A 26,146-nucleotide genomic window follows, 5' to 3' on the forward strand; every position below is an offset into this window, starting at 1 on the left:
CTTTAAATAAGCCTCACAAGACAGAATAGTGCCGGAAAACGAAAAAATTGTCTTTTATTTAGGTTATTTTATTTCCTAAACTCTCCTGACATGTACGTTTTTCAGCCGGATAAGCCTTGCCGTTCAGGCAATTGGCAGGCGATTATCCTTCTGATTGTTCTTCCTTTTCTGACAGGCGTTTACGGCATAGCCCGTGCTCAGACCACAGCGCACACCATTGCCGGTTATGTGCGCGAAACAGGTACGAATAAGCCCCTTTCCGGTGTTACGGTTTTCGTTCAGGAAACCCGCCGTGGCACCACTACGGACAAAGACGGATATTACCTCATCAATATTCCGGCCGGCACTTATAGTCTGCTGATAACATCCGTCGGGTATCTGAAACAAACGCAGAAAATTAAAGTCCCTCCCAGCGTCTACGAAAACAATATTCTGCTTGCGCCCGACACTAAACTGCTCGATGAGGTTACAGTCCGGACGGAAAGCGTCGACCGGAACGTCAAGAAAATTGAGATGGGTGTCGCCCAGATGTCGATCCGGAACATCAAACGCATGCCCGCCCTGATGGGCGAAGTGGATATTGTGCGCAGCCTGTTGCTGCTGCCCGGGGTTTCGACCGTGGGCGAAGGGGCCACGGGGATCAACGTGCGCGGTGGTAGTATTGACCAGAACCTTGTTTTGCTCGACGATGCTCCGATTTACAACTCATCGCACCTGATGGGGTTCTTTTCCGTATTTAATCCGGATGCGGTACGGGATGTGACCTTGCAGAAAGGTAGTCTGCCCGCCCGTTATGGTGGCCGTGTTTCGTCGGTACTGGATGTACGTTCCAAAGAACCGGACAACGAAAAGCTGACCGTCAGCGGAGGCATAGGCCTTATTTCCAGCCGCTTAGGTATTGAAGGGCCGCTATCCCGGAAAACAACCGGGCCGCCGAAACTCACGTTTCTGGCCGATGCCCGTCTGTCGGCAAACAGTTTCCTGTTTCAGCTCGGGCCGCCGAATATCCGTGATACCCGTGCCAGTTTCTATGACCTGACGGCCAAGGTTAAATACCTGCCCAATGAGAAAAATACAGTCTGGCTGTCTGGTTACGCCAGCCACGACTTTATCCGTTTCCCGTCCGATTCACTGCTTTCGCTGGATATCAATTCGTCGCGAACCGACTTTTATTACCGGACAACCAACGGCTCCATTAAATGGACACATACCTTTAAAGATAATCTGTCTTCGACCATTACCGGGGTAATGGGGCATTATTCCGCTGCCCTCGCCGGTCCTGATTCCAGCAATGCATTCCGTCTGCAATCTGACCTCTGGACGAACATTGTCAAAGCCGAACTGGACTATACCACCGGTAAACACAAGCTGTCGGGCGGCCTTCAGACAACGATATACCGGCTTTCGCCCAACTCGCTGATTCCGGGGCCGAATTCCAATGTGTTGCCGGTTACCTTGCCGAAAGAACACGGTCTGGAAGCAGCGCTGTTCATTGAAGACGAGATTACGTTAACCAAAACAATATCGGCCATTGCCGGGCTGCGCTACAGCCAGTTCTTAAACTATGGTCCGGCAACGGTGCAGCAATATGCCGGCTCCGGCGGATTACTGGCAGACAATGTTACCGGCGAACAGACCTATAGCTCCGGCAGCCTTGTGAAAACCTACGGTGGGCTCGAACCTCGTCTGGCCTTCCGGTGGAGCCAAAACCCCGAAAGCTCGGTGAAACTGTCGTATACGCGAATGCGCCAGTATCTCAACCTGATTTCGAACACGACGGCGGCCCTGCCAACATCACGCTGGAAGCTGAGTGATACTTATACGAAACCGCAGATTGCCGATCAGCTCTCCCTTGGCTATTTCCGGAACTTCGATAACAACACCTACGAAACATCGGCCGAGGTGTATTATAAAAACATTCAGAATGCCGTTGATTACCGCGACGGGGCCCAGCTACTGCTCACCCCCAACCCCGAAACAGAACTGCTTCAGGGCAAAGGCAAGGCCTACGGGCTGGAGTTAATGGTGAAGAAAAACAAAGGCTTTATGACCGGCTGGTTAAGCTATGCCTATAGCCGCAGTCTGCTGCTGATTAACGGCCCGACACCCGGCGAACGGGTCAACAACGGCAACTGGTTTCCGGCCAATTTTGATAAGCCGCATACGGTGAATGCCGTTGCTATTTACCGGCCGTCACTGACGTTCAACGCGTCGTTTAACTTTACCTACAGCACCGGCCGGCCGGTTACGATCCCTTATGCCAAAGCACGCGTAAACGGGGTTATTGTGCCGATTTATCTCGACCGCAACCAGCAGCGCATCCCGGATTACCACCGGCTTGACCTGTCGCTGACCTGGGAGAAGCACCCCGAAAAATCGAAAAAATACTGGTATAGCTGGGTTTTCTCCATCTACAACCTGTATGGCCGGCAAAATGCCTACTCTGTCTTTTTCAAACTACGCAGCAGTTCCTTCAGCGACGCCTATAAGCTGTCGATTTTCGGTGCTCCCCTGCCTTCGCTTACGTATAATTTCAAGTTTTAATCCGGCAGATTCTACGTAGCAGTCCTTTAACCTGTCATGAAAACAACAACCTATATTATCTATTTTGTTTTACTGTTTCTCGGGTCCTGCATCAAACCCTATAACCTGGATATTCCGTCGATGGAGGGGTTGATGATCGTGGATGGCCTGGTAACCGACTTTCCCGGACAAACCTTTGTTTCCCTGACCCGTACCGCCGATTACACAGCCAGTTCGCTTAACCTGACTGTTCAGAAAGCGCTGGTTACCATCAGCGATAATCTGGGACAGAAAACGCAGCTGGTGGAAGTAGGGGCAGGTTTGTACAAGCCTGCGTTAACGACCTGGGCAGGCATGGCAGGCCGGACCTATACCCTGACGGTGACGACCACAGACGGCAAAACCTACCGTTCGCAACCCGATCTGCTGAGCGCCGTGCCACCGATTGATACGCTGTACTACAGTTACAACCGTAAGGCAACGGCCGGATCAGATTATGTTGATAAAGGTTTTGATGTATACATTGATACAAAAGATCCGGCAACACCCGACAACTATTACCGCTGGAGCTGGCAGGCGTTTCAACGGGTCCTTTTCTGCGAAATTGAAGTGGTCCGCAACCGGTTTTCCAACAATGCGGAGACGCTGATTCCGCACTACTGTTGTACCGACTGCTGGGATATTAACCGGTGCTATTCCTGTGTAACAACCACCTCCGATAAGCTCATTAACGGCCAGAAAATCAGCCGGCAGCCGGTACTGCGGGCGCCGTTTGAGTCAATTGCCCCCTATTACGTAGAGATCACCCAGTATTCGATCAGCAAAGCGGCATTTGATTACTGGAAAACGGTTAAAAGTCTGGCCCAGAATACCGGCGGCATTTTTGATTCGGCACCGATTACCCTGGGTGGCAACGTCAGCAATGTCAATGATCCGGCGGAGCGCGTTTTCGGCTTTTTCGGCGCCTCGGGTGCGTCTACGAAGGCGGTTCTGATTGATCGCTCCAAAACCGGCGATACCCCGAATCTGCTGCCGCCGCCACCACCGGTGCCCTCAATGCCACCACCCTGCCGGACCTGCGTCGAAAGTATCTATCGCACGGGCGTTAAACCACGCTGGTGGAAAGATTAACATTGCCGGAGCGCTTCACGAACCCGGCTTTATCTGCTTATCTTTGCAGCGTATGCCGAAGTTTCTGATTATCCGTTTTTCGTCTATTGGCGATATTGTCCTGACTACCCCCGTTATCCGTTGCCTCAAACAACAGGTTGCCGGTGCAGAAGTGCATTTCTGTACTAAAAAGGCAAATAAAGTCCTGATCGATGACAACCCGTATATCGACAAGCGGTTTTATCTGGAAGGGTCATTAAACGAGTTAGTCCGGCAGCTCCGGCAGGAAAAATATGACTATATCATCGATCTGCACAACAACCTGCGCACGAGTCTTATCAAACTGCGGCTGGGTGTAAAGTCCTACAGTTTCGACAAACTGAACTGGCAGAAATGGTTGCTGGTCCGCTGGAAAATCAACGTGATGCCCACCGTTCATATCGTTGACAGGTATATGGCGACCGTGAAACCGTTCGGAGTGACGAATGACCGGAAGGGGCTCGATTATTTTATTCCCTACAAAGACCAGATTGAACCGGACTGGCTCCCGGATACCCACCGGCGCGGTTACATTGCCTATGCCATCGGCGGACAGCATGCGACCAAAAAACTACCGGTACCGCGTATGATTGAGTTGTGCCGGAAGATTAATTACCCGATTGTGCTGCTGGGAGGGAAAGAAGACGCCGAAGCCGGCGAACAGATTGAAAAAGCCCTGGGCAACCGGCTGATTTATAACGCGTGCGGCAAATATAACCTGAACCAGTCGGCCGACCTGCTGCAACGGGCCCGCGTCGTTTTCAGCCACGATACAGGCCTGATGCACATTGCCGCAGCGCTGAAGAAAAAAGTATACTCGATCTGGGGAAATACGACGCCGCTACTGGGCATGTATCCCTACCAAACACCTTTTGTCATACTGGAAAATAACAACCTGAGTTGCCGTCCGTGCTCAAAAATCGGGTATAAAGAGTGTCCGTTAAAGCATTTCAGATGCATGAACGACCTCGCACTGGACTTTGATCTGTCTCAGTAGTCGTATACGAAGACGGTTCCTTCGCGAAAGGCCAGAATAACCTGAAAGCCGCTTTGTACGGGCACGCCATCGACTTTAGCCGGCCTCCAGGCGGGCATAATCCCGATAGAGTCGGCCACCTGAATAAACAGGTCCCGATCGGGGGCAGGTCGTTTCAGATAGGCCGTACCATCTACCCAGACACTGCCTTCGAGCGTGACAAAAGCCGGATACTGTGCCGGTTTAACGTGCTTCAGCCGGTCACGGACGAACGCCAGAAACTTATCCCGCCCGCCCGGAAAATCAGCACGCTGAATAAACGGTTCACATTCGGTGCGTTCGCCTTCGGGCGAGTAACATTGCCCGGATTTCACATAACCCCACTTATAGAGCTCTTTCCGTTTCAGCGAGCCATCTTCGTAATAGGAAAAGAAAGGCCCGTTGATCTGGTTGTTATTAAAGTCACACGCCCAGTGCAGTTGCCCGTTGGTATACCAGAACTGCGTACGGCCATGCTTTATTCTTAACTGATAGTTACTATAATGTTCTTCGGAAAGCCGGCGGCCATCTTTCGTGTAATAACGAACCGTCGCATTTTCTTTCCGGCGATCATTAAACGTTATTTCTTCGATTCCGTCGAGGTATTCTTTCCGTTGTACACGGTCCTTCAGACGTTTGGCAAGCCGTGGATCATCTTCGTCGGTCATCCCTACCAGCAAGCCCACCAGCATACAGATGTATAGGCTATTCATTGTATTTAGGGTTGTTGTATCTAAAGTTATAAATCATCTTCCCAAAACGCAATATTATAACGCTCACGACTAGGTATGGGTGTTAAAAATATACACAAGCGGTACAAAAAAGGCGTTGATCTGTAACCAACGCCTCTATATTAGCCCCGTGTACCGGCCGTGTAGTAAAGTTCGGCCACGGCTTTCTGGTATTTAGACCGGAGTTCGGCGAGTTTTATCTGCATGTCAATCAGCTTACTTTCGCGGGTATTGACCAAAAACAGCGAACTCTCTCCCATATCAAATTTCTGCTGCTCGGCCCGTACCAGCACGACCTGGTTCTGTACCGATTGCTGCTGAATCTGAATCTGTCGCTCCAGCGCAAGCAGGTCATTATAGGCCGCCTGCACCCCGTTCTGAATATCCCGGTTGGTCTGTGTCCGTTCCAGGGTCGTTTGCTGCGCCTTAATCTGCACCTGTTTCAGTTTTCCCCGCTCTTTCCGCAGAAACAACGGAAACAGAAAATCAACGCCGACTTTATAATTATTCAGGTTAAAATCGTAATAGGATGGTCCCTGGGCAGCAAACAAAGGGGGCTGACTCAGCAATGTCCCCGTAACGTTAACCTGCGGCTTCAACAGTTCGCGGCGGAATCGTTCTTCAATAGCCAGTTGCTGCACCTTAGCATCCAGTTTCAGTAATTCGGGATGCTGGTCAGCCGCCCGTGCCAGCAGTTGCTGAAACACATCGGCCTTCACAACCCCCTCCGCAGGCAACTGCGGAACGGCGCGATCAGGCAGTTCAAGCGGTTGCGAGCTATCGTTCCACAAATAGGTCGATAGCATCAGCTTTGCATTCTGCAACGCCACCAGCGCCTGCTCGAGCTGCACCTGCCGGTCCTGGGCAGTGATTTTCGCTTCTACGGAATCAACAGCGGCGGCATCACCGATGCGGGCCCGCCGACTCACGGCCAGATACCGTGTATCTGCCAGTTGAAAGCCCTCGCGTAACAATCGCACCTGCTGATAGGCCAGATACCAGGTCCAGTACTCCTTAGCGGCGCTGAACCAGACTTTGTTGATCTGCTTCACCCGTTCGGCTTCGGCCGCCGTCAGCATCGTCTGCGCCTGTTTCAGGGTTGCCCGCCGTGCATCGATCAGGAGGCCCTGCCCCAGCGGAATGCTGAGGCCGACACCGGCCAGGCCACTGTTTGAAGTCCGCGTTTCCGGATTCACCGCCTGCCCGACAAAGCGGTCATAGGTTACTTTGAGATCGGCTCCCCCCCACCAGACGGGTACTTTCAGCTCGTTCGCCCATTTGTTATAGTACAATGATTTTGAATCGTCCGGATTACCGAATTGCTTACGGTCAAAGCCGGAAGCCAGTTTCGGGTCAAAGCCGCCACGGGCCTGCATTACCTCCTGCCGCGCCTCTTCGCTCAGCAGGTTAGCCTGCCGGATAATCGGGTGATTGTTCAGCATCAGCGCCGACAGATCGCTCAGCGAAAACACGGCTGTCGTATCCTGTGCGCTTACCGGCCGGCCAATACACATCCCCAGTACCAATATGGCAACACTACACCAGCCGGTCAGCGGCTGTTTGACGGCAAATGTCATTTTTTAGCCCCCTCCGCAGGCTTCGGCTCTTCTTTCAGGCTTGGCGGGAAGCCATTCAGCTGACGCCAGATTTCGTACCAGATCGGTACATCGTCGAGCATCACCCAGCCGTATACACCGGAGCCTAACCGCAGCTGCTTCGGCCACGGATGATCGTCGGCGTGGGGCCTTACCAGCAAACGATATTTACCGTTGGTGCTGCTTACTGCGTCGATAATGGCAACTTCACCGCCAAACGTACCAACCGCCACAGTCGGCCAGCCCGAAAACTGCACTGCCGGCCAGCCATCAAACTGAAGCCGAACCGTACGGCCCGGCGTAATCAGCGGCACATCCATGGCCCGCACATACAGTTCAACCGCCAGCAAGGGTGACTCAGGCTGCAAGGTTGCAATCGACTCACCTTCCTTAATTGTCTCTCCAATACCCGCTTTCAGGGTTTTTACAACATAACCATTCTGCGGTGCCCGGATCACATACATTCCCTGACGTACGTCAACGCTGCTGATTTTATTCCGGATTTTCGAGATTTCCCCTTCGGCTTCGGCCCGGTACGAAACGGCCGACGCTTTATCCGACATGGCCTTGGCCATTTTTTCCTGATATTCGGCCTGAATGTTGCTCAGCTCGATGCGGGCATTGATCAGTTCCTGCCGCGACACGTCCAGTTTGTTTTCCTGCGTTACCACCTTGGCATAATCTTCCTGCAATTTCAGGCGGCGGGTTTCCAGATCGGTCAGGGAAAACAGGCCGTCTTTGTAGCCTTTTTCGTAACGCTCCAGCCGGTCGACCGCAATCTGGTAATTTTTCCGGATGGCAATCAGGTCCGTACTGTCGATTCTGACTTTAAAGCGTGATTGCTTCACCTTATTCTGCGCCGACGACAGCTTGAAGCGCAGGCCATCTTCAAGGGCTTTCAACTGGCCTTCGAGCGCCGAGATCTTGGAATCTGTAGCTGACAGACTTCCCTGTTTGGCCCCCAGCTGCTCTTCCAGCCGTTGGTCGATGTTAGGGTCAAAGTATTCGTCTTTAATCTCGGAAATCACCAGCAGCGTATCTCCTTTCTTAACCAGCTGTCCCTCGCGGATCGCCCAGTGTTCGATCCGGCCGGCGATGGCGTTCTGGATGGTTTGCGGCCGGTCCTGCGGTGTGAGCGAGGTAACGGTTCCCTCGCCGGTAACGTTCTGCCGCCACGGCAGAAACAGAATCACAATCAGGCCAGCCAGCATAAAGAGCATAAAACGACCCAGTTTGCGGGCAGCCTGTAATTCGGGTATTGAGCGTAGTGCCTGCAACGGATAGGTTTTCCATAGGGCTTCATCTACGCGTTGTCTTGATAAGTTCAGCATATTGAAATGGCAAACAAAGTCTTGTGAATGGATTACGCCTCTTCGGTTTCTTCGATCGGCAGGTCGGTAACACTACCGAGTTTCTCAACGGCAGTCAACAGGTCAAAAACCGTATCAATACTCATGATCAGCTTTTCGACCGCCCCCGTAACCAGAACAATCACGAGCTCTGCTGCCACAAACTGGCCCAGGGTCATCTGGCGCTCTACTACGAGCAGCGTACCGGCAATCAGCAAGCCTCCGACAATGAACGTCTTAAACGTTACCGTGCTGTAGAAAAAGCGTTTTAATACACGGAAATGATCATTCCGGTTTTCGAGATAACCCGCTACCAGCTTATCCATTTTTCCAATCGCTATATCACAATTCCCGGCTTTGCGGTATTCCGGCAGATCTCTGGCCAGATCTTCCAGATAAGCAACGACCTTATACTTGTATTTTGATTCTTTAAGACTGGTTTCCAGCCCGCGGCGCCCCAGAATCGCGACCATGACCGCCACACAGAGGAATGTCAGTAAACCAAATACAATAAAGAAAGGGTGATAGAAGGAAAGCAGAATTACCCCGAAAATGATTTGCAGTACGGCCGCCGTAATATCAATCAACAGTTTTGGCAAGCCTTTCTGCACCGTCAGTACATCAAAAAAACGGTTCATCAATTCTGGTGGATAAGACCCTTCCAGGGCCTCATCCTTGATCCGTGGCAACCGGTACGTAAACTCAAAAGCGGCTTTGACGAAAATGCGCTGCTGCAGCACCTCTACCAGCGACATCTGTCCGATGGTCAGTAATCCGTTTAGCACAACCCCTATGATTACCAGCGCAATAAGCAGATAAATAGAGTTAAACACCATCCCGCTCGATACAAAGTTGAAAACGGCCTGTACGCCCAGTGGCAACGACAAACTGATTAAACCGGCGATGATGGCATATAAATAGACATATAAGATATCTCTCTTTTCCGTCGTCAGCAGGCGTATCAGCCGCTGTAACGGGGTTGGTGGTTGGGTAGTAACTTCCTGAAGCATAGCTAGTGCATTTGATAGTTTTACTATCATTATTGATAACATAACTATTATAGGTGTGGTTTTGTTCCTATCTTTGTAAACAAATATAAAATACTCTATTAATCAATAAATATGTTGCTGTAAACATGGAATACACTGTACATATCCGGATGAACGCAAACTTATATTTGCGGAATCCGGATAGCTCTGAGCTGGGCCGTAAAATTGTCAGGCAGGGCATTCTGATGTTTGCTGACATTGGGTTCGAAGAAGCGACGTTTAAAAAACTAGCGGAACGTATCGGCACAAAGGAGGCCAGCATTTACCGTTATTTTGAAAGCAAGCACCGGTTACTGATTTACATTGTTGACTGGTACTGGCAGTGGATGGAATATCAACTGGTATACGAGACGCATAATCTTACTGATCCCAAAGAAAAACTGGAACGGGCGCTGCATCTCCTGTTACACATTGATTTGCCGGAAACGATCCGGACCAGTGACTCTGCTGATGGTATTGACCTGAAAGCCCTCCATGGTATTGTGGTGCATGAAGCCAGCAAGGCTTATCTCACGCACCATGTTACGGAAGACAACAGCCAGCATTTGTTTAAGCCTTACAAAGACTTGTGTAACCGGCTGGCCCGCATGATTCAGGACGTCCGGCCTCAGTATGCGTTTGCCCGTTCGCTGGCCAGTACGCTGGTTGAAACGGCCCATTACCAGACGTTTTTTATGCAGCATCTGCCTTCTCTGACCAATTTTGAACCAACGGGAGGCGCCTCACAACTATTGCTCTTTTTACGCCACCTGCTCTTTTCTGCCCTGCATCAACCGGCAGTCTGAGCGTCTGACAACCGCATGCAGCCCAAAGAGACAAGCCATGAGCTTGTCTTTTTTTTATTACCGGCAGAACACGGCAATTTTCTGAAATTGGACAATGCACCCGGAAAATAGCGTCACCGGCAGCAGTAATACAATTTTATCACTTTATTAGAAAAATACAACTCATCCGACATTTCAGAGAATCTTTTGTAGTCTGCTAATATTCAACTCAATTATCAAACAAAAAGTATGTCAAAACGAAGAACTTTGCCCCATAAAGGCCTGAATTGACCTGATTTACTTGTTTATCCGATTTTACCTTAGATACCTTTGTCACGGAAAAATTAAACTTTTCGCTATGAAAACAATTCGTTTATCCGTGACCTCATTGCTGTTAATGGGGAGTCTGGTCAGCATGGGAGGTGCCTTGACCGGGAAAAATCCGGAAGTACGTACAGTGAAAGTTGTTAAGTCTGAGAGAAAGAAATTCCGTTTGTATATTCCGTCAACGCTGCCGTTGGGTGGGTCACAGGTACAGGTTAGCCTGACCGATGCCGATGGCAATGTGTTGCACCAGGGGACTGCTATTGACCGTTACCAGCAAGGTATCTCGTATGACCTGAATTCGTTACCCGACGGGCAGTATTTCCTGGCCGTAACCAACGATGCGTGGTGGACATCACAACCTTTTGAGATTAATGGCAATACCTTATCCGTCGATGATAAGCGCGTAACGCAGGTGATGCGGCCCGTGGTGTCGAGCTATGCCAAAAACAAAGTTCAGCTAACGGTTCAGTCGACCAATGTTCCGGAAATGACCGTTGCACTCTACGACAAAAACAACGAGCTTGTCTTTGCCGAACATATGTCGGGAGTGGTTAAACGCTATGATCTGTCGACACTGCCCGCCGGCAGATACACCATGTCGGTCGGCTCACCGGCTAAAAAATTCAGTGAACTGATCGATATCAGCCATTAACTCATTCGCTTTCATTCACAAACCGTACGGCTAAAGCCGTTGTCAGGCAATGTGTTTTAACAAAACCCCGCTCCGAAAAGGCGGGGTTTCCTATTTTATCAGGCTGTGATTTAGCCCGTGTTGCCGCCAGCTACCGTTTTCTCAAAAGACCGTTCGTTCAATAAGTTATTGCATTATGCCTGTGTACCACTAATTTAAACTGTTATCATACAAACTAGTATACCATTTATCACAAAGCAGTACAAAGGCATCGACACGCCATGGAAAGTCTGGATAAAGAACAAACCAAAGAACTGATTGCTATGTGGGAGAAAACAGCCTGCTATCTCTGCCGTTTCCAGACAACGCATTGGAACGAATTCAGTTTTGAGCAACACCTTGATGTAAATGCCTATCAGAACAGCTTGCTGACCCGCGCCCATGATCTTCAGAACCGTCCGGCCCCTCCTGCCTTCCGGCAGGCCGATCATCTGCTAAGTGTTGTCCGGACCGCCACCTGCCGTGGGCTGACCGTTTTTGACAAAACCAATGACCTGTCTATCTGCCTGAGTTCAGGGGCTATTCTGGTGGCACTGGCCGCCTACGTATCCCGGGCCGATAATGATGGTATTCAGGTTGTTGTCAGGGAGCTTGATAATGTTCTGGCGCAGGTAAATGCATAGGTCATAAAAAAACGTTTGAGACCGGACATACAACGAATGTATGCCGGTCTCAAACGTCAGGAAACGTATCGGATCTGCTTAGTTAATTGCTACCAGTTCGATGTCAAAAATCAGTTCATGACCTGCGAGCGGGTGGTTTGCATCAAGCGTAACCGAATCGGCGGTCAGTTCACGCACAATTACCGGAATCGGACGAGGATTACCATCTTCATGCATATTCAGTGTCATGCCTTCTTCCAGCGGAATATCTTCCGGAATATCCGTCCGGTTGAGTGTAAAGATCATTTCCTCATGAGCAGGACCGTAGGCTTCTTCTACCGGAATATTGATTGTTTTAGACTCACCAATCGTCATTCCGGTTACGCCGTCATCAAAACCTTTGATAACCTGACCGCTGCCAACCACAAACTGTAGCGGTTCACGACCTTCCGATGAGTCAAACAATGTTCCGTCTGTCAACGTGCCTGTATAATGCACCTGTACAGTATCCCCGGCTTTCACTTGTGCCATATCTATTTTACTATTTTTTTGGCAAAACTAGTAAAATGCGCCATGAAAAATGGATAATGGCTAATGAACAATGTAAAATGCTTACTTAATGACCACCCGTCGGCCAGCCCGTATGCCTAGTAAGCCCGCGCAAAGACGACCCGGCGTGTTGATGGTTTTCCGGAGAATACGCAGACGCCTTCTTCTGCTGCTGCGTCAAACGGGATACAACGGATCGTGGCTTTGGTTTCTTCCTTGATCGCCTCTTCGGTTTCAGACGTGCCATCCCAGTGAGCCAGAATGAATCCGCCTTTCTCGATCTGTTCCTTAAACTCGTCCCAGGTATCTACTTTAAACGTATTTGCCTGACGGAAAGCCAATGCCTTCTGGTAAATCGACTGCTGAATATCGTCCAGCAACGCCTGGATACGCTCCAGTATGCCTTCAAACGGAACGGTTTCCTTCGTTTTCAGGTCGCGGCGGGCGATTTCGACGGTACCGTTTTCAAAATCACGCATACCCATGGCCAGACGAACCGGAACACCCCGGAGTTCGTATTCGGCAAATTTCCAGCCCGGCTTGTTGGTGTCACTATCATCGAATTTCACCGAAATACCGGCTTTCCGCAGGTCTTTCACCAGCGGCAGTATCCGCTCCGAGAGTTGTGCCAGTTGTTCTTCGTTCCGGTAAATCGGTACAATAACCACCTGAATCGGTGCCAGTTTCGGAGGCAATACCAAACCGTCATCATCCGAGTGCGCCATAATCAGCGCCCCCATCAGACGGGTACTGACACCCCATGAGGTTCCCCATACAAACTCCTGCTGGTTTGCCTTGTTAAGGAACTGCACGTCGAATGCCTTCGCAAAATTCTGTCCGAGGAAGTGCGATGTACCGGCCTGCAGGGCCTTGCCATCCTGCATCATTGCCTCGATACACAATGTATCTTCAGCACCGGCAAAACGCTCGTTAGGGGTTTTGCTGCCCCGAACCACCGGCATACTCATCCATTCTTCGGCAAAACGGGCATAGACATCCAGCATCTGCCGTGTTTCGGCTTCCGCTTCTGCCTGCGTCGCATGCGCGGTGTGCCCTTCCTGCCACAGGAATTCGGCTGTACGCAGGAAGATCCGGGTACGCATTTCCCAGCGCACCACGTTTGCCCACTGGTTAATCAGCAGCGGCAGATCACGGTACGACTGAATCCAGTTTTTGTAGGTGCTCCAGATAACCGTTTCCGATGTCGGGCGCACAATAAGTTCTTCTTCCAGTTTCGCTTCAGGGTCAACAATTACCCCTGAGCCATCTTCGGCATTTTTGAGCCGGTAGTGGGTCACCACCGCACATTCCTTGGCAAACCCTTCTACGTGCGAAGCTTCCTTGCTCAGATACGATTTGGGGATAAATAGCGGGAAATAAGCGTTGGAATGACCTGTTTCCTTAAACATATCGTCCAGCGCCCGCTGCATTTTCTCCCAGATAGAGTACCCGTACGGCTTGATCACCATACAACCACGAACGGCTGAGTTCTCGGCCAGATCTGCCTTTTTGATTAATTCGTTATACCACTCCGAATAATTTTCGCTGCGTGAAGGAATCGCTTTTGCCATCTTAATTTAGTTGTCCGTTACCCTGTTTTCTATTGTCACCATTTTGGATAAATAAAAAACTTTTAACCGCATTTAAACCCTTATCACCCAATTTGGGTCTAATGTATAAAAGGGCTTGCAAAGATAGGTTTTTAAACTATATTTGTAATCAAAGTGCTCTTCCAGGCGTTATTACCTAAAAAGTACGACAATTTGGAGTTTCCAATACAAAACTGACTTTTTCCAATGAAAACGCAACGCACGTGGCAATACCTAACTATGGCTACGCTGCTTAGTATCTGGGGTTGTACCTCAACTAAGCAAGTAGCCCAGCGCTCCGGTGAAGTCGACGATCTCTACGCCAGTTCAGCCAATGCGGTTGTATTTGCCGACAATCGTCAGGAATATACCGAACAGCGAACCGAACGCTCTCTTCAGCCGCAGCGCCAACGCTCCGGATCAACCCTGAACCCTGACTATACCGACGAAAAAGTAGGCTATAGCCAGAATCAGGACGAGTATTTTACCGAATTAACTACCCGTAAGCTACAGCGCGGCATTTCTGCCGATCCGGGCTGGAGTAGTGCCGATGATTATAATGCCGGTTTTGTCAATGGCTATAACGCCGGTTCACTGGCGTATAACTCATGGAGCTGGAACCGCTGGGGGTATAACAACCCGTTCAACAACGGATTCAGTATCGGCCTTGGCATGGGATCAGCATGGGGCTGGAACAACTGGGGCATGAGCCGCTGGGGCTCGGGCTTCTACGATCCGTTCTGGGGTAGCTACAACTCCATGGCCTATAACCCATGGGGATATGGCAATTACTATGGCTACGATCCGTACTGGGGCTATAACTCGTGGAACTACGGTTATGGCGGATTTTATGGCGGTGGCTGGGGTCGCCCGGTTATCGTGAATAACAACGTAGTTGTGACCGGTGCCGACCCTTATCGTAACTACCGCAACAGCGGACCACGTACCGGATCATCATCAGGCCGTTATAACAGCGATTTCGTAAACAGTGCGCCTTCGTACAACCCGAACGGTGGTCGCGGAGCAGCTGGTACAAACAGCGGGCGCCCTGCCTACTCAAATTCAAACGGTACGCCTTCCTCGAGCGACGGCTATTATGCCCGTCCTCGTCAGAACAGCCGTGGCAGTTACTACTACGAAAACGGTGCTTCGACAAGCGGTGGCCGGACAAGCTCGGGCAACAGTGCCTCAGGCTATTCAGCGCCAAGCTACAGCAACTCAGGCAACAGCGACTACTATGCCCGTCCTCGTCAGAACAGCCGTGGCAGCAGCTATACACCACCATCGTCTGATTACAGCAATGGCAGCGGTCGTTCGGCAACGTATTCGGCCCCATCGTATCAGTCACGCAGCTATCAGGCCCCGGCAACGCAGTCGCGCAGTTATGAGGCACCGTCGTATAATAACCGGAGCTCACAGCCGAGCTACTCAGCACCTGCTCAGCAAAGTACGCCTTCGTACAACAGCGGTGGCAGCCGTGGAGGTGGTAGCTACAGCAGTGGTTCATCTGGCGGAGGAAGCAGCTCAGGTGGCGGCGGTTCACGCGGTCCACGTTAATATTAGCTTTTTTGCATAAAAAAACCCTGCCGATAATTACTTTCGGCAGGGTTTTTCGTTTATAGTACAGTACCGATTAAATTAAACGTTCGTACACTAATGATGTCTAAGTGCCAAACTCCACTAGATGAACGATCACTATGAAGAACAGACAACTCATTCTGACAGCTGCTATGGCCTTAAGCCTGCAGGCAGCTTTTGGCCAGACCGCCGATATTTATGCTGGAGAAGCCTTCCGCTTTTCCGAGATTCCGCAGTATGGTACAGCCCGCTTCAGAGCGTTGGGAGGCAACCAAGCAGCTTTGGGAGGCGACGCCTCCTCAATTGTCAGCAATCCCGCCGGCCTTGGTTTTTACAATCGCTCAGAGCTAAGCATCAGTCCGTCGGTTGTGGTCAACAGCGCCACAGGAAACTATATCGGCAGCACGCTGACTGACTCAAAAACGAAGCCGGTTATATCGCAGCTGGGCCTTGTGCTGGCCGGCGGTGACCGTAATTACAACTCCCGGTGGAAACGTTCGGTTTTTGGCATTACCTATATGCAGACGAACAACTTCAGCAACCGGTTTAGCTTCAGCGGCCGGAACAACAACACTAACAGCTCATTTGTGCAGGGGTTTGTCAATGATGCCAACAGCTCGGGCTTAACCGGTAGCCAACTCGATGCAGAATATGATTCACGAACCGGCCAGGCCAACAGCCTGCCGGGAGCCGCTTACCAGCTTTTCCTGATTGATGGTACACCGTTTACCAACAGCCAGGGGCAGGAAGACAGCCGGGCACCTTACCGCCGCTACGACGCCAACGTTCCCCGCGACCAGCGCAACACTTACGAAGCCAACGGTGCCAGCTCACAGTGGACGGCCGCCTATGCCGGTAACCTCGACGATAAATTCTACATCGGTGCCAGCATTTCGCTGACACGCCTGCGCTTCAACTCCGATAACGTGTTTACAGAAACAGTTGTTGGCGGACAGGTATTCAACAGCAATACGCAGCGGGATCAGTTAAGTGTACGCGGCAGCGGCCTGAACGTGGCCCTTGGTATGATCTATAAAGTGGCCCCTACTCTGCAAGTCGGCGCCACACTGACGACGCCTACCTGGTCACAGTTTCAGGAAACCTTTAATCAGGGGCTGAGTGTATCGGTTAAAGACCCGAATCTGCCGATTGACCGCAACAGTGTTGATGTATTCCCGTCAGATTTCAATTATACCGTTACCAGTCCGCTCCGTGCATCAGGCGGGGCAACGGTATTCCTGGGGCAGGGGGCAAAATCCATCGGTTTCCTGACTGCCAGCGCCGAATATGTCGGGTATTCGGGTATGCGGGTTGGGACCAACTTTTACAACAGCCAGAGCAATACCGACTTCCGGAATGATGTACGCAGCGCTATTCAGCGGACCTATCAGAACGTGATTAATTTCCGTGCAGGAGCTGAAATCCGTGTAGGTATGATGCGCTTCCGTGCAGGGGCAGCGTATATGCCGGATCCGTATGTAAAGAAGCTTGATAATATCGACCGGACAAAGCTGTTAGTTTCGGGCGGTATTGGGGTGCGTAACGAGCGTTTCTTCGCTGATATTGCCGGTTCATTCAACGCCGTTAAATCAGCCTTTACGCCTTATACGCTCCCGAACTCCCGCGATTACGCGTCTGCTGAAATCAACAACAAGCTGACAACCGTATCCCTGTCGGTGGGAACGTTTTTCTAAAGAGTGAAAGAGATAAAGAGCGAAAGAGTGAAAGAAAAAAGAGTGATTCGCAATCCAACTCTTTTTTCTTTCACTCTTTCGCTCTATCGTTACAGCCACTTCCCTAGTTCCTTCATGAGGACGTCTTCTGAGGTTTCGCCGGTGATGATGATATCCGCTTGTTGGTAGAACGGGAGGCGGGCGTTGTATTTCTGACGAAGGCCTTCGAGCAAAGCCGGATCGTCGAATTTATAGAGCGGGCGGTCGTCGGTAGCGTGGGCCAGCAGACGTTCTGCCAGCGTTTCCGGCTTTACATTCAGAAAGACGGAGACGCCTGTCTGTTTGATGTAGGCCATATTGTCGTTAAAGCAAGGCATTCCGCCTCCCGTTGCTACTACCAGACTTTTTCCGGGTTTAACAGTATGCAACGCCCGCGTTTCGGCATCGCGGAAATAAGATTCGCCATCCGTAGCAAAAATCTCGTTGATGCTGCGATGCTCATCTTTCACAATAATCTTGTCGGTATCAACAAAGCGGTAATGCAGCATGCGGGCCAGGCGCTTCCCCAACGTACTTTTGCCCGACGAAGGCATGCCAATCAGGTAAATATTTTTCATACATAAAGAGCGCAAGAGTAAACGAGCAAAAGCGGTGGAGAACCACGCTTTCGCTCGTTTACTCTTGCGCTTTTTTGCTCTTTGATTAATTCACAAGGCCCTTCACTTCTTCTGCGTCCGGGGTGGTATTCGAATGCCATTTGCCCTTTACGACACCGTTGCTCAGTAACCAGGTACCCGGATTTGAGCGCATAATGGTTTTCAGTACGGTGGCATCGGCTTTATAATCCGGCACGTCGAGCTGGAACTCGTTTTTGAACGCCTTAATTTCTTCATCGCTGGCCGACGTCAGGATATAGGGCGTGATGTTACTGCCTTTAAGGCCTTTTACCAGCGCCCGAATGCCGGGAATACTGCCGGAATCAAAGCTCTTTACATCTTTCACGATAATGAAGAGCTTATTGCCTTCAAACGTCTGCGGCGTAAAGTCACCTTCTGCATCGCTCCATACACGATAATCGGTAATTTTCGGTTTGGCGTTTTCATTCAGCAAGACCATCTCCTTGAACTTGTAGGTTGTATCCGACGGGTATTGCTCAAATTCTTCCGTTTTGCCGTTTTTCTCCATGATGTACTTGTAGCGCATCGGCTCCGACGGTTTCATCTGATCGGGGATGCTTTTGCCAACGGCGTATGGCAGCATATCCCATGGCGGCAGGTACTGAATGGCATAGATACCGAGGCCAACCGATGCAATGGTGGCCACGCCCACAATCCAGCCCGTATTCCGCGATTTCATCCGGTTACGGTGTCCGATAATAAACAGGATCAGGACCATCAGCACCACATCTTTCGTGAACGATGTCCATGGTTTCAGCTTCAGCGCATCGCCAAAACAACCGCAGTCGGTCACTTTATTGAAATAGGCCGAATAAAACGTCAGAAATGTGAAATAAGAAACCAGCAACAGCAGGATCCAGGTCGTTAGTTTCGGGCGGTAGGAGACCAGCAAGGCTACGCCTAAAACGACTTCAAGGGCACACATAAACACCGATAAGCCAAGAACAGCCGGTACCAGCCCCATGAAAAAATCGTGCAGAAAGGGCACATCTTCGGCAAATACCTCAAAATACTCTTCCAGCTTAATCTGGGTCCCGACAGGGTCGTTCAGTTTAATCAGTCCCGAAATGATAAAGACAATGCCAACCAGAAAGCGCGATATCTGGGCAATGAGCAACATGCCGGGCGTACCGGTCTTTACTTTAGGCGTAGTTACTTTTGTTTCCATGTAGTATGTTCAGAAAATAGAGAGGCGTACAGTACGGCAAAAATAGTGTTTGTTCCTGCCCTTGCTTGTTAATGAGTTGTTAAGTCAGTGTCAGTTTAATCAGACAGAAAACGGCGTAATTAATCATATCCATATAATTTGCATCGACGCCCTCTGAGACCAGCGTTGCTCCCTGATTGTCTTCTATCTGTTTGGTACGGAGCAATTTCATCAGGATGATATCGGTCATCGAACTTACCCGCATCTCGCGCCAGGCTTCGCCATAATCGTGGTTCTTTGCAAAAAGCAGGTGCATCACCTGGCCTACCTGATGATCATATAGTACTTCCAGTTCATCGGTTGGCAGTTCCATCCGCGGGTCGTTACGCAGCTGAATCTGAATAAGCGCCATCACACAATAATTGATGATCCCGACAAACTCCGGTTCAATGCCCTCCCCGACTTTGCTGATGCCTGTTTCCTGTAACGTCCGGATGCGCTGGGCTTTGATGTAGATCTGGTCAGTGATGGAAGGCAGTCGCAAAATTCGCCAGGCCGTTCCGTAGTCCTGATTTTTTTTCAGAAATAATTCTTTGCAGCGTTGAATGACCTGACGATATTGGGTTTCTGTTTGAGACATTAGCTAAGAATAATAAGACAGGTACGGTTCCTGAACGTATCAGACAGAACCGTATTGTTCAAAAAATATGCCGAAAGTTACGAAAAAAACGCTGAACTGCCGGGGGCGGCTTGTCAATTTGGCCGACGGCCCTACACCTGACACCAGCATCATGGGTATTCTGAATCTGACACCGGACTCCTTCTATGAGCATAGCCGCATGAAGCCCGAAAAGGTAGCCGATGCAGCCATACAGATGATTCGCGAGGGCGCCCGTTTCATTGATATCGGAGGCTATTCGACCCGCCCTGGTGCTGCCGACATCAGCCCGGCCGAAGAAGCCGACCGCGTATTACCGGCCATTGAGGCCATTCTGACAGCCCTGCCGGATGCGCTGATTTCGGTAGACACGTTCCGGGCGTCGGTTGCACGGCAGGCGGTAGAAGCCGGTGCGGTCATGGTTAATGATGTGGCGGGAGGAACACTCGATCCCGACATGTTTGCAACCGTAACACAGCTTGGTGTTCCGTACGTACTCATGCACATGCGTGGTACACCCCAAACCATGCAGTCTTATACAGCCTATCAGGACCTGGTACCGGAGGTGATCGACGAAATCGGGCAACAATACGCCCGTCTGCAACAATTGGGGCACAAAGATATTATTCTTGACCCCGGCTTCGGGTTTGCCAAAACACCCGCCCAAAACTTTGAACTCCTGGAAAAACTGGACGCGTTCCGCGTTTTCGACGCTCCCGTTCTGGTTGGTCTGTCGCGGAAGTCAACAATCTGGCGCACACTGGGCATAACCGCCGCCGAGGCCCTGAACGGTACCACGGTGCTGAACACAATAGCCGTACTGAAGCAGGCCGATATCATACGGGTGCATGATGTCCGGGAGGCCGCTGAAGTTATCCTGCTGAAAAAAAATTTAAAAAAAATTCAGACGGGGTATTGCGTCATATAAAGTCAAATACTAATTTTGCAGTCCCAAATCGATAATACGCCACAGGGAAAAACGATCTGGTAGCTCAGCTGGTAGAGCAATACACTTTTAATGTATGGGTCCTGGGTTCGAATCCCAGCCGGATCACAAAGTCTTCAGAAATAAGACAAAAGTTCAAAAATGACCGAGCCACGTAGCAATACGTGGCTTTTTCTTTTTGTCTCGTACAAAGCGATTTAACGCCATTCAATCCTCATTCTTGTATTCAGCACGTTATGGCTGCGGTTACAATCCCGGTTACAAGAGTGACCTGCGGTTACATGGCTTTTCAGAGCCATATATACAATATGATAGTATTAATATACTAAAATTCAACTTCGGTATGATGCACTAAACTGCATCATCCTATGTTCAACAACATTCCGCACATGTACGTGCTCTTCTGGTTTCGCAAAAAACCAAGCGAAACAAAATCCGAAAATCCGTCAGGATTTATTCAGGTACGCATCAGTTATGAGGGCAAGCGTGCCGAACTGGGCTCAACCCATATCGAATGCTTGAGCAGCCAGTGGGACCGCGAAAAACAGGCAATGGCCGGCAGCTCCGTCTGGGCCAGAGATCAGAATGAAAAGCTGCGGCAGATCCGCAGGAAAATTGACGACGCGTTCCGCCGGCTGGAGCTGGAGAATGCAGACATCAATGTCGATCTGGTTAAAGAGCGCTGCCTGAACGGTGACGTGGTAGTTCAGATCGTTAAGGTCGAAGTAAACGGGAAGGTCATAGAAAAGCGCCTGACACGGCGTAAGGTGTATTGCTTTGCAGATCTGCACGGCTTTTACATGGATTATCAGCAGCGGCTTGTCGACCGCAAGAAAATCAAAAGCAGCACGGTCCGCAGAAAGAAAAATCATCTGGTAAACATTCAGGATTTTCTGGCTACCATCCATAAGGATAAAAGTCCGGCCACCGGCCTGACCGACACTGATATGGAAAACCTGACCGATCACTTCATGCACGAAAAGGAATTTAAGTATTCCTACGTCGAAAAGCACCTGCGCTATGTCGTTGAAGTAATGAGCTGGTCAGCCTCAAAAGGCCTGATCCGGTTCAATCCGCTGGAGAAGTTCCGCATCAGCCGTGGCTGTGATGTTCCGGACACAACTCACCTGTCGATTGAGGAACTGAAACGGCTGATCGATTTTGACTTCAACACGCTGGCCCGGCAGAAAAAGCTGACGCAGAAAAAGGCTGATGCACTCGCCCGGGAGCGGGATGCCTTTGTCTTCAACTGCTTTACGGGTATGCACCATGTTGACTACCGGGCCAAGAAGTTCACCATCGAGGAGAAAACCGGCGAGTACTGGCTTAACGGTGCCAGAGAAAAAACCGGCGGCGGCTTTACAATCAAACTGCTTGAGCCTGCGGTGGCCATCTTCAAAAAGTATGGTTCTGAACTGGCTGAGCTACCGGCTATTGCTAACGGGGGACGTAACGACTACCTGCATTTGATTGCTGCGCACTGTAAACTATCCATTGATCTGACTACCAAAATTGCACGGAAGACGTTTGCGGATATGGCCTTGAACGAGCTGATGCTCGATGCCAACGACGTGGCCGCGCTGCTGGGCCTGAACTCCACCCGGCAGCTGCGCCACTATGCACGGCCGCGCCGGAGCCGGCTGCGGCAGCTGCTCTCCTCGTGGGATCAGATCACGTCAAAGCTGGCGTAAGCATGTAAGCTAGTTTCCCGTCTGCTTCAGACAGACTGAAATTGCCTACTTATGGTAATCCATAAGTAGAGGTCCACGTACACACCTTGAGTATTAATTGTTTACACACCTTTATTTATGGATTACTTTCTGCGCGCTAACGCCTACGCTTGTTTGTACCTGTTGTCAGAAGCCTCTCTTTCCGGTAATACAGACTTATATCGTGTCACTTACCCTACGTTGTATTTACCCCTTTAAATAGCCAGCCAAACGCTACAAATAAGACCTATATTCCCTCGATTCGTCCCCAAAACAGTCATTAAATAAATTTAGAGTACCTTTCAGTAAATCATTTTATCATGTAGAACAACTTTTATTATTTTTCAAAGCAGTAAAATTCTATAGCCAATCCATAAAAACAATTCTCATATGAAGCGCTTATTGTTTCTTATCTCGATTTCTTTCTTGTTAACAGATTGTAAAAAGAAAGAAGGTGACTCAGGCACTACTCCTTCACCTAATTCTGCTGTGAATGGCAAATGGAAATATGAAAGTAATATCAACGGAGGTTGCAGTAATTTAATTGGCACCGTTTGTGAAATCAAAAATGGTGAATCAACAATACTTTCATTGCCAGCAACAGAGAATGGCTTTAAGACTGGAGAAAAAATTCTTTCCAATATTAATCAAACTACATCGCCCAATAACTTTTCTGCGATAGGCTACACAAGGAATAACGGTGGAGTAGTCCAAGATCCTAACTTAAAAGTTGAAATTGTAATTCAAGCAAATGGCCAAGAAATGATACAGACTTACCCTAATAATGCATGTAATCCAAATCAAAAGTGGATTAAAATGAACTGATTACCAGAAGTCAGAAAGTTTTGAATAGAAAAGTTGTATAAAACAAACTTTCCAAATTGCTTCTATTATTGAATAAAATGACAAAAGGTATTAGATCTATTGCTTCTTTTCCCAACAAAAAAACATTACTTTACCTGTCTCCTCTTTTGCTATTTATATCTGCGATAACAAAGGAGGAGGCATTGCACATCTGAGACAGGTCGCCCTGGTCGCCAGATAAGTATCTCAATTAACAGATATTTTGACGGGAATAAAGTTCACGATTGCCCAACAAATGGGCAATACGACGCTTAGTAACAAATTTCTACCTGTTATAAAACTTCCCCTCCATCGGGTAATACTCACTCATTATCATATCACTTACCCTGCGTTGTATTTACCCCTTTAAATAGCTATCATAGCAGCAAATTCCTGTATGATGATCGCTATTTCAGATTATATCGATCCGGCCGATATTGTTAAGGCCAGTATTGAGACACGCTACGAAATACCTTTTTTCTCCTCTTATGTGCAGGCCGGCTTTCCCAGCCCCGCCGATAATTATCTGGAAAAGGTCTGTGACCTTAATGATCTGTGCGTGACTAATGCCGAATCCACCTACTTTGTGCGGGTAACGTCTGATTCAATGATCGGTGACCGTATTGAGGCGGGAGATGTCCTGGTCGTAGATAGTTCCCGCGAAGCAGTGGACGGCAAAATCATCATCGCCTGGTACAGCGGCGGACACACCGTCAAACGCATCCACTACGCCGGCGACATGGTGATCCTGATGCCCTCAAATACCAAATACGAGCCGATTTACGTGCACCCCGGCGACGATTTCCGTGTTTTCGGTGTGGTCACCTTCGTTATTCATAAGCCGCTATGATCGCCCTTGTCGACTGCAATAATTTCTACGTAAGCTGTGAGCGCAGTTTTAATCCGGCGCTGGAAAACAAACCGGTCATTGTGCTGAGCAACAATGACGGCTGTGCCATTGCCCGCTCCAACGAAGCCAAGGCGCTCGGCATTAAAATGGGTACGCCCTACTTTCAGCTGAAGGAATTAATTGACCGGCACGACATTTCGGTTTTCAGCAGTAACTACACGCTTTACGGTGATATGTCGGCCCGGATTATGTCCACCATCGGCAGATTCGTAGAAAATGTTGAAGTGTACAGCATCGACGAAGCCTTTCTGGATCTGGCCGGCTATGAATCTACTTATCCGGATCTGACAGCACTGGCAAAAGAAATCCGCAGCACGGTGCTCCGGTGGCAGCGGGTCCCTACCAGCATCGGTATGGCGCCGACAAAAACACTGGCCAAAATCGCCAATAAACTGGCCAAGCTGAATCCGGATCATCAGGGCGTGTATCTGCTCGATTCTGAAGAAAAGATCCAAGCTGCTCTTGAGAGCTACGATGTATCTGAACTCTGGGGAATCGGCCACCGGTATGCAGCATTTCTCAAGCATAATGAGATCCGGACAGCCCTGCAATTCCGGAACCTGCCTGATGACTGGATTTCTGATAACCTGACGGTGAATGGCCTGCGTATGGCCTATGAGCTGCGTGGAACGCCCTGTAAGATGATTGAAACGGAAGCAGCATCCAAAAAGGCCATCTGCGTGGCTCCCTCATTCGGGCGGATGGTACCGGACCTGAAAACCATGTCTGAAGCTCTTTCAACCTACATTGGCAGAGCAGCCGAAAAACTCAGAAAGCAGAAGACAGCGGCCGGCGTTATGACAATATTTATTCACACAAACCGCCACAGAACATCAGGCAACAATTTACCCGCAAAGCAGTATTATAACTCACGGACTGTGGAGCTGCCCCACCCGTCGGCCAGTACATCCGAGCTGATTGCCTACGCGCAGGAAGCACTGAAATCCATTTATGCTTTCGGTTATAATTATCAGAAGATCGGGGTTATTCTGACGGGTTTCGTACCGCTTGACTTTCAGCAGGGTAGTTTCTTCACCAATCTACCGGATGAACGGCTGCTGAAGGCCTCGCTGGCGATGGATAAACTGAATGAACGTTTCGGCCGTGACCGGGTGCGCGTAGCCAGCGCCGGCTATGATCCCACCTGGAAGCACCGGCAGCAGTTTATGTCGCCGCAGTATACAACCAGGTGGAAAGATATCATGAAGGTTTATTGATAAAGCTTATTATGGATAAACTTTACCAATATATTCTTTGTCAATATCAGATAGTTCGTAGTTTAAAGGGAAGCTTGTACCATCATAAGTAAAATTAGCAGGAAAACTATATGCCATTATTGACAGTGGATCTACTTGAGAATATTGAGTAGTCGCTTTTTCATACTCTTGAAAGAAATTTTTGTCAACAGTATTTTTATCCCACTTTAAGGTGAAGTACAATGAATTGTAAATATAGTCTCGATTCCAATTTATATTAACAGCCGGGCTCTGATGCTCATGAATAAGCCCTAAAGCATGGCCAAATTCGTGCAAAACAACTCTTTTAAATTCCCGTTCAGGAGTAAGGTCATTTAGCCAGCCAAAATTCATTGTTGCCTCAGATTTAGAAACCCTTAGTGCATCAACACCTATATAAGACCAAGAGCCTGTATTTTCAAATGAAACTCGTATATCAGACTCATTTCTATCCATTGTTTCCACAAATCTAATACTACAATATTCACTCCAAATTGAAGCGTATTCCAAAACTCTAGATTTTATATTATCACCCTGAAAAAAATATACTTTTAATACTCGACTAGGACGCCACATTTTTTTTAACTGTGCGGCCATTTCAAGAATAAGGGAGTATTTATCTCCCAGAATATTATTTTCAGGATTTACCTTAATTTCATTTAACAATCCTTTCTGTTGATCACTTAAATCACTAAGATTACTTTCTCGTTCCTGTATTGAACGTAAAATAGCCCTTTGCTTTGTTTCTTGAGCTATTTCTTTTGTATACTCAAATATCAATTTATTTTCCATTATTTATGAAATTTATATAATAAATACAAGGTCAACGCAATTCAA

At 49.2% G+C, this 26,146-nt stretch carries 23 protein-coding genes and 1 tRNA gene; 14 read left to right on the forward strand and 10 right to left on the reverse strand.

The window, feature by feature from the left end:
* The first annotated feature begins 90 nt into the window (after positions 1–90).
* Genes BLX24_RS19145 through BLX24_RS19155 form a run of 3 tightly spaced genes read left to right on the forward strand, consistent with a single transcriptional unit; the run spans position 91 to position 4,669 of the window.
* The gene (locus tag BLX24_RS19145) at positions 91–2,544 is read left to right on the forward strand and encodes a TonB-dependent receptor (protein WP_071504798.1); all 2,454 of its coding nucleotides are present in this window, start codon (positions 91–93) and stop codon (positions 2,542–2,544) included.
* A gap of 36 nt (positions 2,545–2,580) precedes the next feature.
* On the forward strand, positions 2,581–3,654 hold the full coding sequence (locus BLX24_RS19150; protein WP_071504799.1) for a DUF4249 domain-containing protein: 1,074 nt from the start codon (positions 2,581–2,583) through the stop codon (positions 3,652–3,654).
* 52 nt (positions 3,655–3,706) lie between these two features.
* Entirely contained in the window at positions 3,707–4,669 is a 963-nt protein-coding gene (locus tag BLX24_RS19155; RefSeq protein ID WP_071504800.1) for a glycosyltransferase family 9 protein, read from the forward strand.
* Here BLX24_RS19155 and BLX24_RS19160 read toward each other — a convergent pair.
* The 4 genes from BLX24_RS19160 to BLX24_RS19175 all read right to left on the reverse strand — a co-directional run bounded on the left by BLX24_RS19160 (position 4,663) and on the right by BLX24_RS19175 (position 9,372).
* A complete protein-coding gene (locus BLX24_RS19160) occupies positions 4,663–5,400 on the reverse strand; it encodes a toxin-antitoxin system YwqK family antitoxin (protein WP_143092717.1) in 738 nt (245 codons plus the stop codon). The genes BLX24_RS19155 and BLX24_RS19160 overlap by 7 nt on opposite strands.
* 140 nt (positions 5,401–5,540) lie before the next feature.
* Positions 5,541–6,995, reverse strand: a complete 1,455-nt coding sequence (locus BLX24_RS19165; protein WP_071504802.1) for a TolC family protein — start codon at positions 6,993–6,995, stop codon at positions 5,541–5,543.
* A complete protein-coding gene (locus BLX24_RS19170) occupies positions 6,992–8,344 on the reverse strand; it encodes an HlyD family secretion protein (RefSeq protein ID WP_071504803.1) in 1,353 nt (450 codons plus the stop codon). Before BLX24_RS19170 ends, BLX24_RS19165 begins: the two co-directional genes overlap by 4 nt.
* Positions 8,345–8,376: 32 nt before the next feature.
* Entirely contained in the window at positions 8,377–9,372 is a 996-nt protein-coding gene (locus BLX24_RS19175; protein WP_071504804.1) for an ABC transporter transmembrane domain-containing protein, read from the reverse strand.
* A 125-nt stretch (positions 9,373–9,497) separates the two neighbouring features.
* Between BLX24_RS19175 and BLX24_RS19180 the strand changes: the two genes are divergently transcribed.
* The 3 genes from BLX24_RS19180 to BLX24_RS19190 all read left to right on the forward strand — a co-directional run bounded on the left by BLX24_RS19180 (position 9,498) and on the right by BLX24_RS19190 (position 11,816).
* Positions 9,498–10,196 (forward strand): TetR/AcrR family transcriptional regulator, encoded by a 699-nt coding sequence (locus tag BLX24_RS19180; RefSeq protein ID WP_071504805.1) that lies wholly within the window; start codon positions 9,498–9,500, stop codon positions 10,194–10,196.
* A 337-nt stretch (positions 10,197–10,533) separates the two neighbouring features.
* The gene (locus tag BLX24_RS19185) at positions 10,534–11,154 is read left to right on the forward strand and encodes a hypothetical protein (RefSeq protein ID WP_071504806.1); all 621 of its coding nucleotides are present in this window, start codon (positions 10,534–10,536) and stop codon (positions 11,152–11,154) included.
* Positions 11,155–11,414: 260 nt separating this feature from the next.
* Positions 11,415–11,816: a hypothetical protein gene (locus BLX24_RS19190; RefSeq protein WP_071504807.1), complete on the forward strand. Its 402-nt coding sequence runs from the start codon at positions 11,415–11,417 to the stop codon at positions 11,814–11,816.
* Between the two features lie 78 nt (positions 11,817–11,894).
* On the opposite strand, the gene BLX24_RS19195 is transcribed toward BLX24_RS19190, so the two are convergent.
* Both BLX24_RS19195 and proS read right to left on the reverse strand, forming a co-directional pair.
* The gene (locus BLX24_RS19195; protein WP_071504808.1) at positions 11,895–12,326 is read right to left on the reverse strand and encodes an FKBP-type peptidyl-prolyl cis-trans isomerase; all 432 of its coding nucleotides are present in this window, start codon (positions 12,324–12,326) and stop codon (positions 11,895–11,897) included.
* 116 nt (positions 12,327–12,442) lie between these two features.
* Positions 12,443–13,915 (reverse strand): proline--tRNA ligase, encoded by a 1,473-nt coding sequence (gene proS, locus BLX24_RS19200; RefSeq protein ID WP_071504809.1) that lies wholly within the window; start codon positions 13,913–13,915, stop codon positions 12,443–12,445.
* 225 nt (positions 13,916–14,140) lie between these two features.
* On the opposite strand from proS, the gene BLX24_RS19205 reads away from it, so the two are divergent.
* Both BLX24_RS19205 and BLX24_RS19210 read left to right on the forward strand, forming a co-directional pair.
* Entirely contained in the window at positions 14,141–15,490 is a 1,350-nt protein-coding gene (locus BLX24_RS19205; protein WP_071504810.1) for a pilus assembly protein, read from the forward strand.
* Between the two features lie 140 nt (positions 15,491–15,630).
* On the forward strand, positions 15,631–17,205 hold the full coding sequence (locus tag BLX24_RS19210; protein ID WP_071504811.1) for a hypothetical protein: 1,575 nt from the start codon (positions 15,631–15,633) through the stop codon (positions 17,203–17,205).
* 89 nt (positions 17,206–17,294) lie between these two features.
* Here the strand turns inward: BLX24_RS19210 and BLX24_RS19215 are convergent, their stop codons facing one another.
* The 3 genes from BLX24_RS19215 to BLX24_RS19225 form a co-directional block, all read right to left on the reverse strand.
* On the reverse strand, positions 17,295–17,801 hold the full coding sequence (locus tag BLX24_RS19215; RefSeq protein WP_071504812.1) for a shikimate kinase: 507 nt from the start codon (positions 17,799–17,801) through the stop codon (positions 17,295–17,297).
* A gap of 85 nt (positions 17,802–17,886) precedes the next feature.
* Positions 17,887–19,029, reverse strand: a complete 1,143-nt coding sequence (locus tag BLX24_RS19220) for a BT_3928 family protein (RefSeq protein WP_071504813.1) — start codon at positions 19,027–19,029, stop codon at positions 17,887–17,889.
* A gap of 79 nt (positions 19,030–19,108) precedes the next feature.
* The gene (locus BLX24_RS19225; protein WP_071504814.1) at positions 19,109–19,648 is read right to left on the reverse strand and encodes a DUF1599 domain-containing protein; all 540 of its coding nucleotides are present in this window, start codon (positions 19,646–19,648) and stop codon (positions 19,109–19,111) included.
* Between the two features lie 67 nt (positions 19,649–19,715).
* On the opposite strand from BLX24_RS19225, the gene folP reads away from it, so the two are divergent.
* The 6 genes from folP (at position 19,716) to BLX24_RS19255 (ending at position 25,291) form a co-directional block, all read left to right on the forward strand.
* Positions 19,716–20,594 carry a dihydropteroate synthase gene (gene folP / locus BLX24_RS19230; RefSeq protein WP_071504815.1) on the forward strand — a complete coding sequence of 293 codons (879 nt, stop codon included), beginning with the start codon at positions 19,716–19,718 and terminating at the stop codon, positions 20,592–20,594.
* A gap of 53 nt (positions 20,595–20,647) precedes the next feature.
* Positions 20,648–20,720: transfer RNA gene (locus tag BLX24_RS19235), tRNA-Lys, on the forward strand.
* A 260-nt stretch (positions 20,721–20,980) separates the two neighbouring features.
* Complete coding sequence (locus BLX24_RS19240; RefSeq protein WP_071504816.1) at positions 20,981–22,303, forward strand: hypothetical protein; 1,323 nt, start codon at positions 20,981–20,983, stop codon at positions 22,301–22,303.
* Positions 22,304–22,711: 408 nt separating this feature from the next.
* Positions 22,712–23,146: a hypothetical protein gene (locus BLX24_RS19245; protein ID WP_071504817.1), complete on the forward strand. Its 435-nt coding sequence runs from the start codon at positions 22,712–22,714 to the stop codon at positions 23,144–23,146.
* Positions 23,147–23,561: 415 nt separating this feature from the next.
* Positions 23,562–24,014, forward strand: coding sequence for a LexA family protein (locus BLX24_RS19250; RefSeq protein WP_229201851.1), 453 nt, complete (start codon positions 23,562–23,564; stop codon positions 24,012–24,014).
* Positions 24,011–25,291 (forward strand): Y-family DNA polymerase, encoded by a 1,281-nt coding sequence (locus BLX24_RS19255; protein ID WP_071504818.1) that lies wholly within the window; start codon positions 24,011–24,013, stop codon positions 25,289–25,291. Before BLX24_RS19250 ends, BLX24_RS19255 begins: the two co-directional genes overlap by 4 nt.
* A 9-nt stretch (positions 25,292–25,300) precedes the next feature.
* Here BLX24_RS19255 and BLX24_RS19260 read toward each other — a convergent pair whose 3' ends face one another.
* The gene (locus tag BLX24_RS19260; protein ID WP_071504819.1) at positions 25,301–26,101 is read right to left on the reverse strand and encodes a matrixin family metalloprotease; all 801 of its coding nucleotides are present in this window, start codon (positions 26,099–26,101) and stop codon (positions 25,301–25,303) included.
* Positions 26,102–26,146 lie beyond the last annotated feature (45 nt).

The sequence above is a fragment of the Arsenicibacter rosenii genome, assembly GCF_001870735.1.
GTDB classification, from domain to species: domain Bacteria; phylum Bacteroidota; class Bacteroidia; order Cytophagales; family Spirosomataceae; genus Arsenicibacter; species Arsenicibacter rosenii.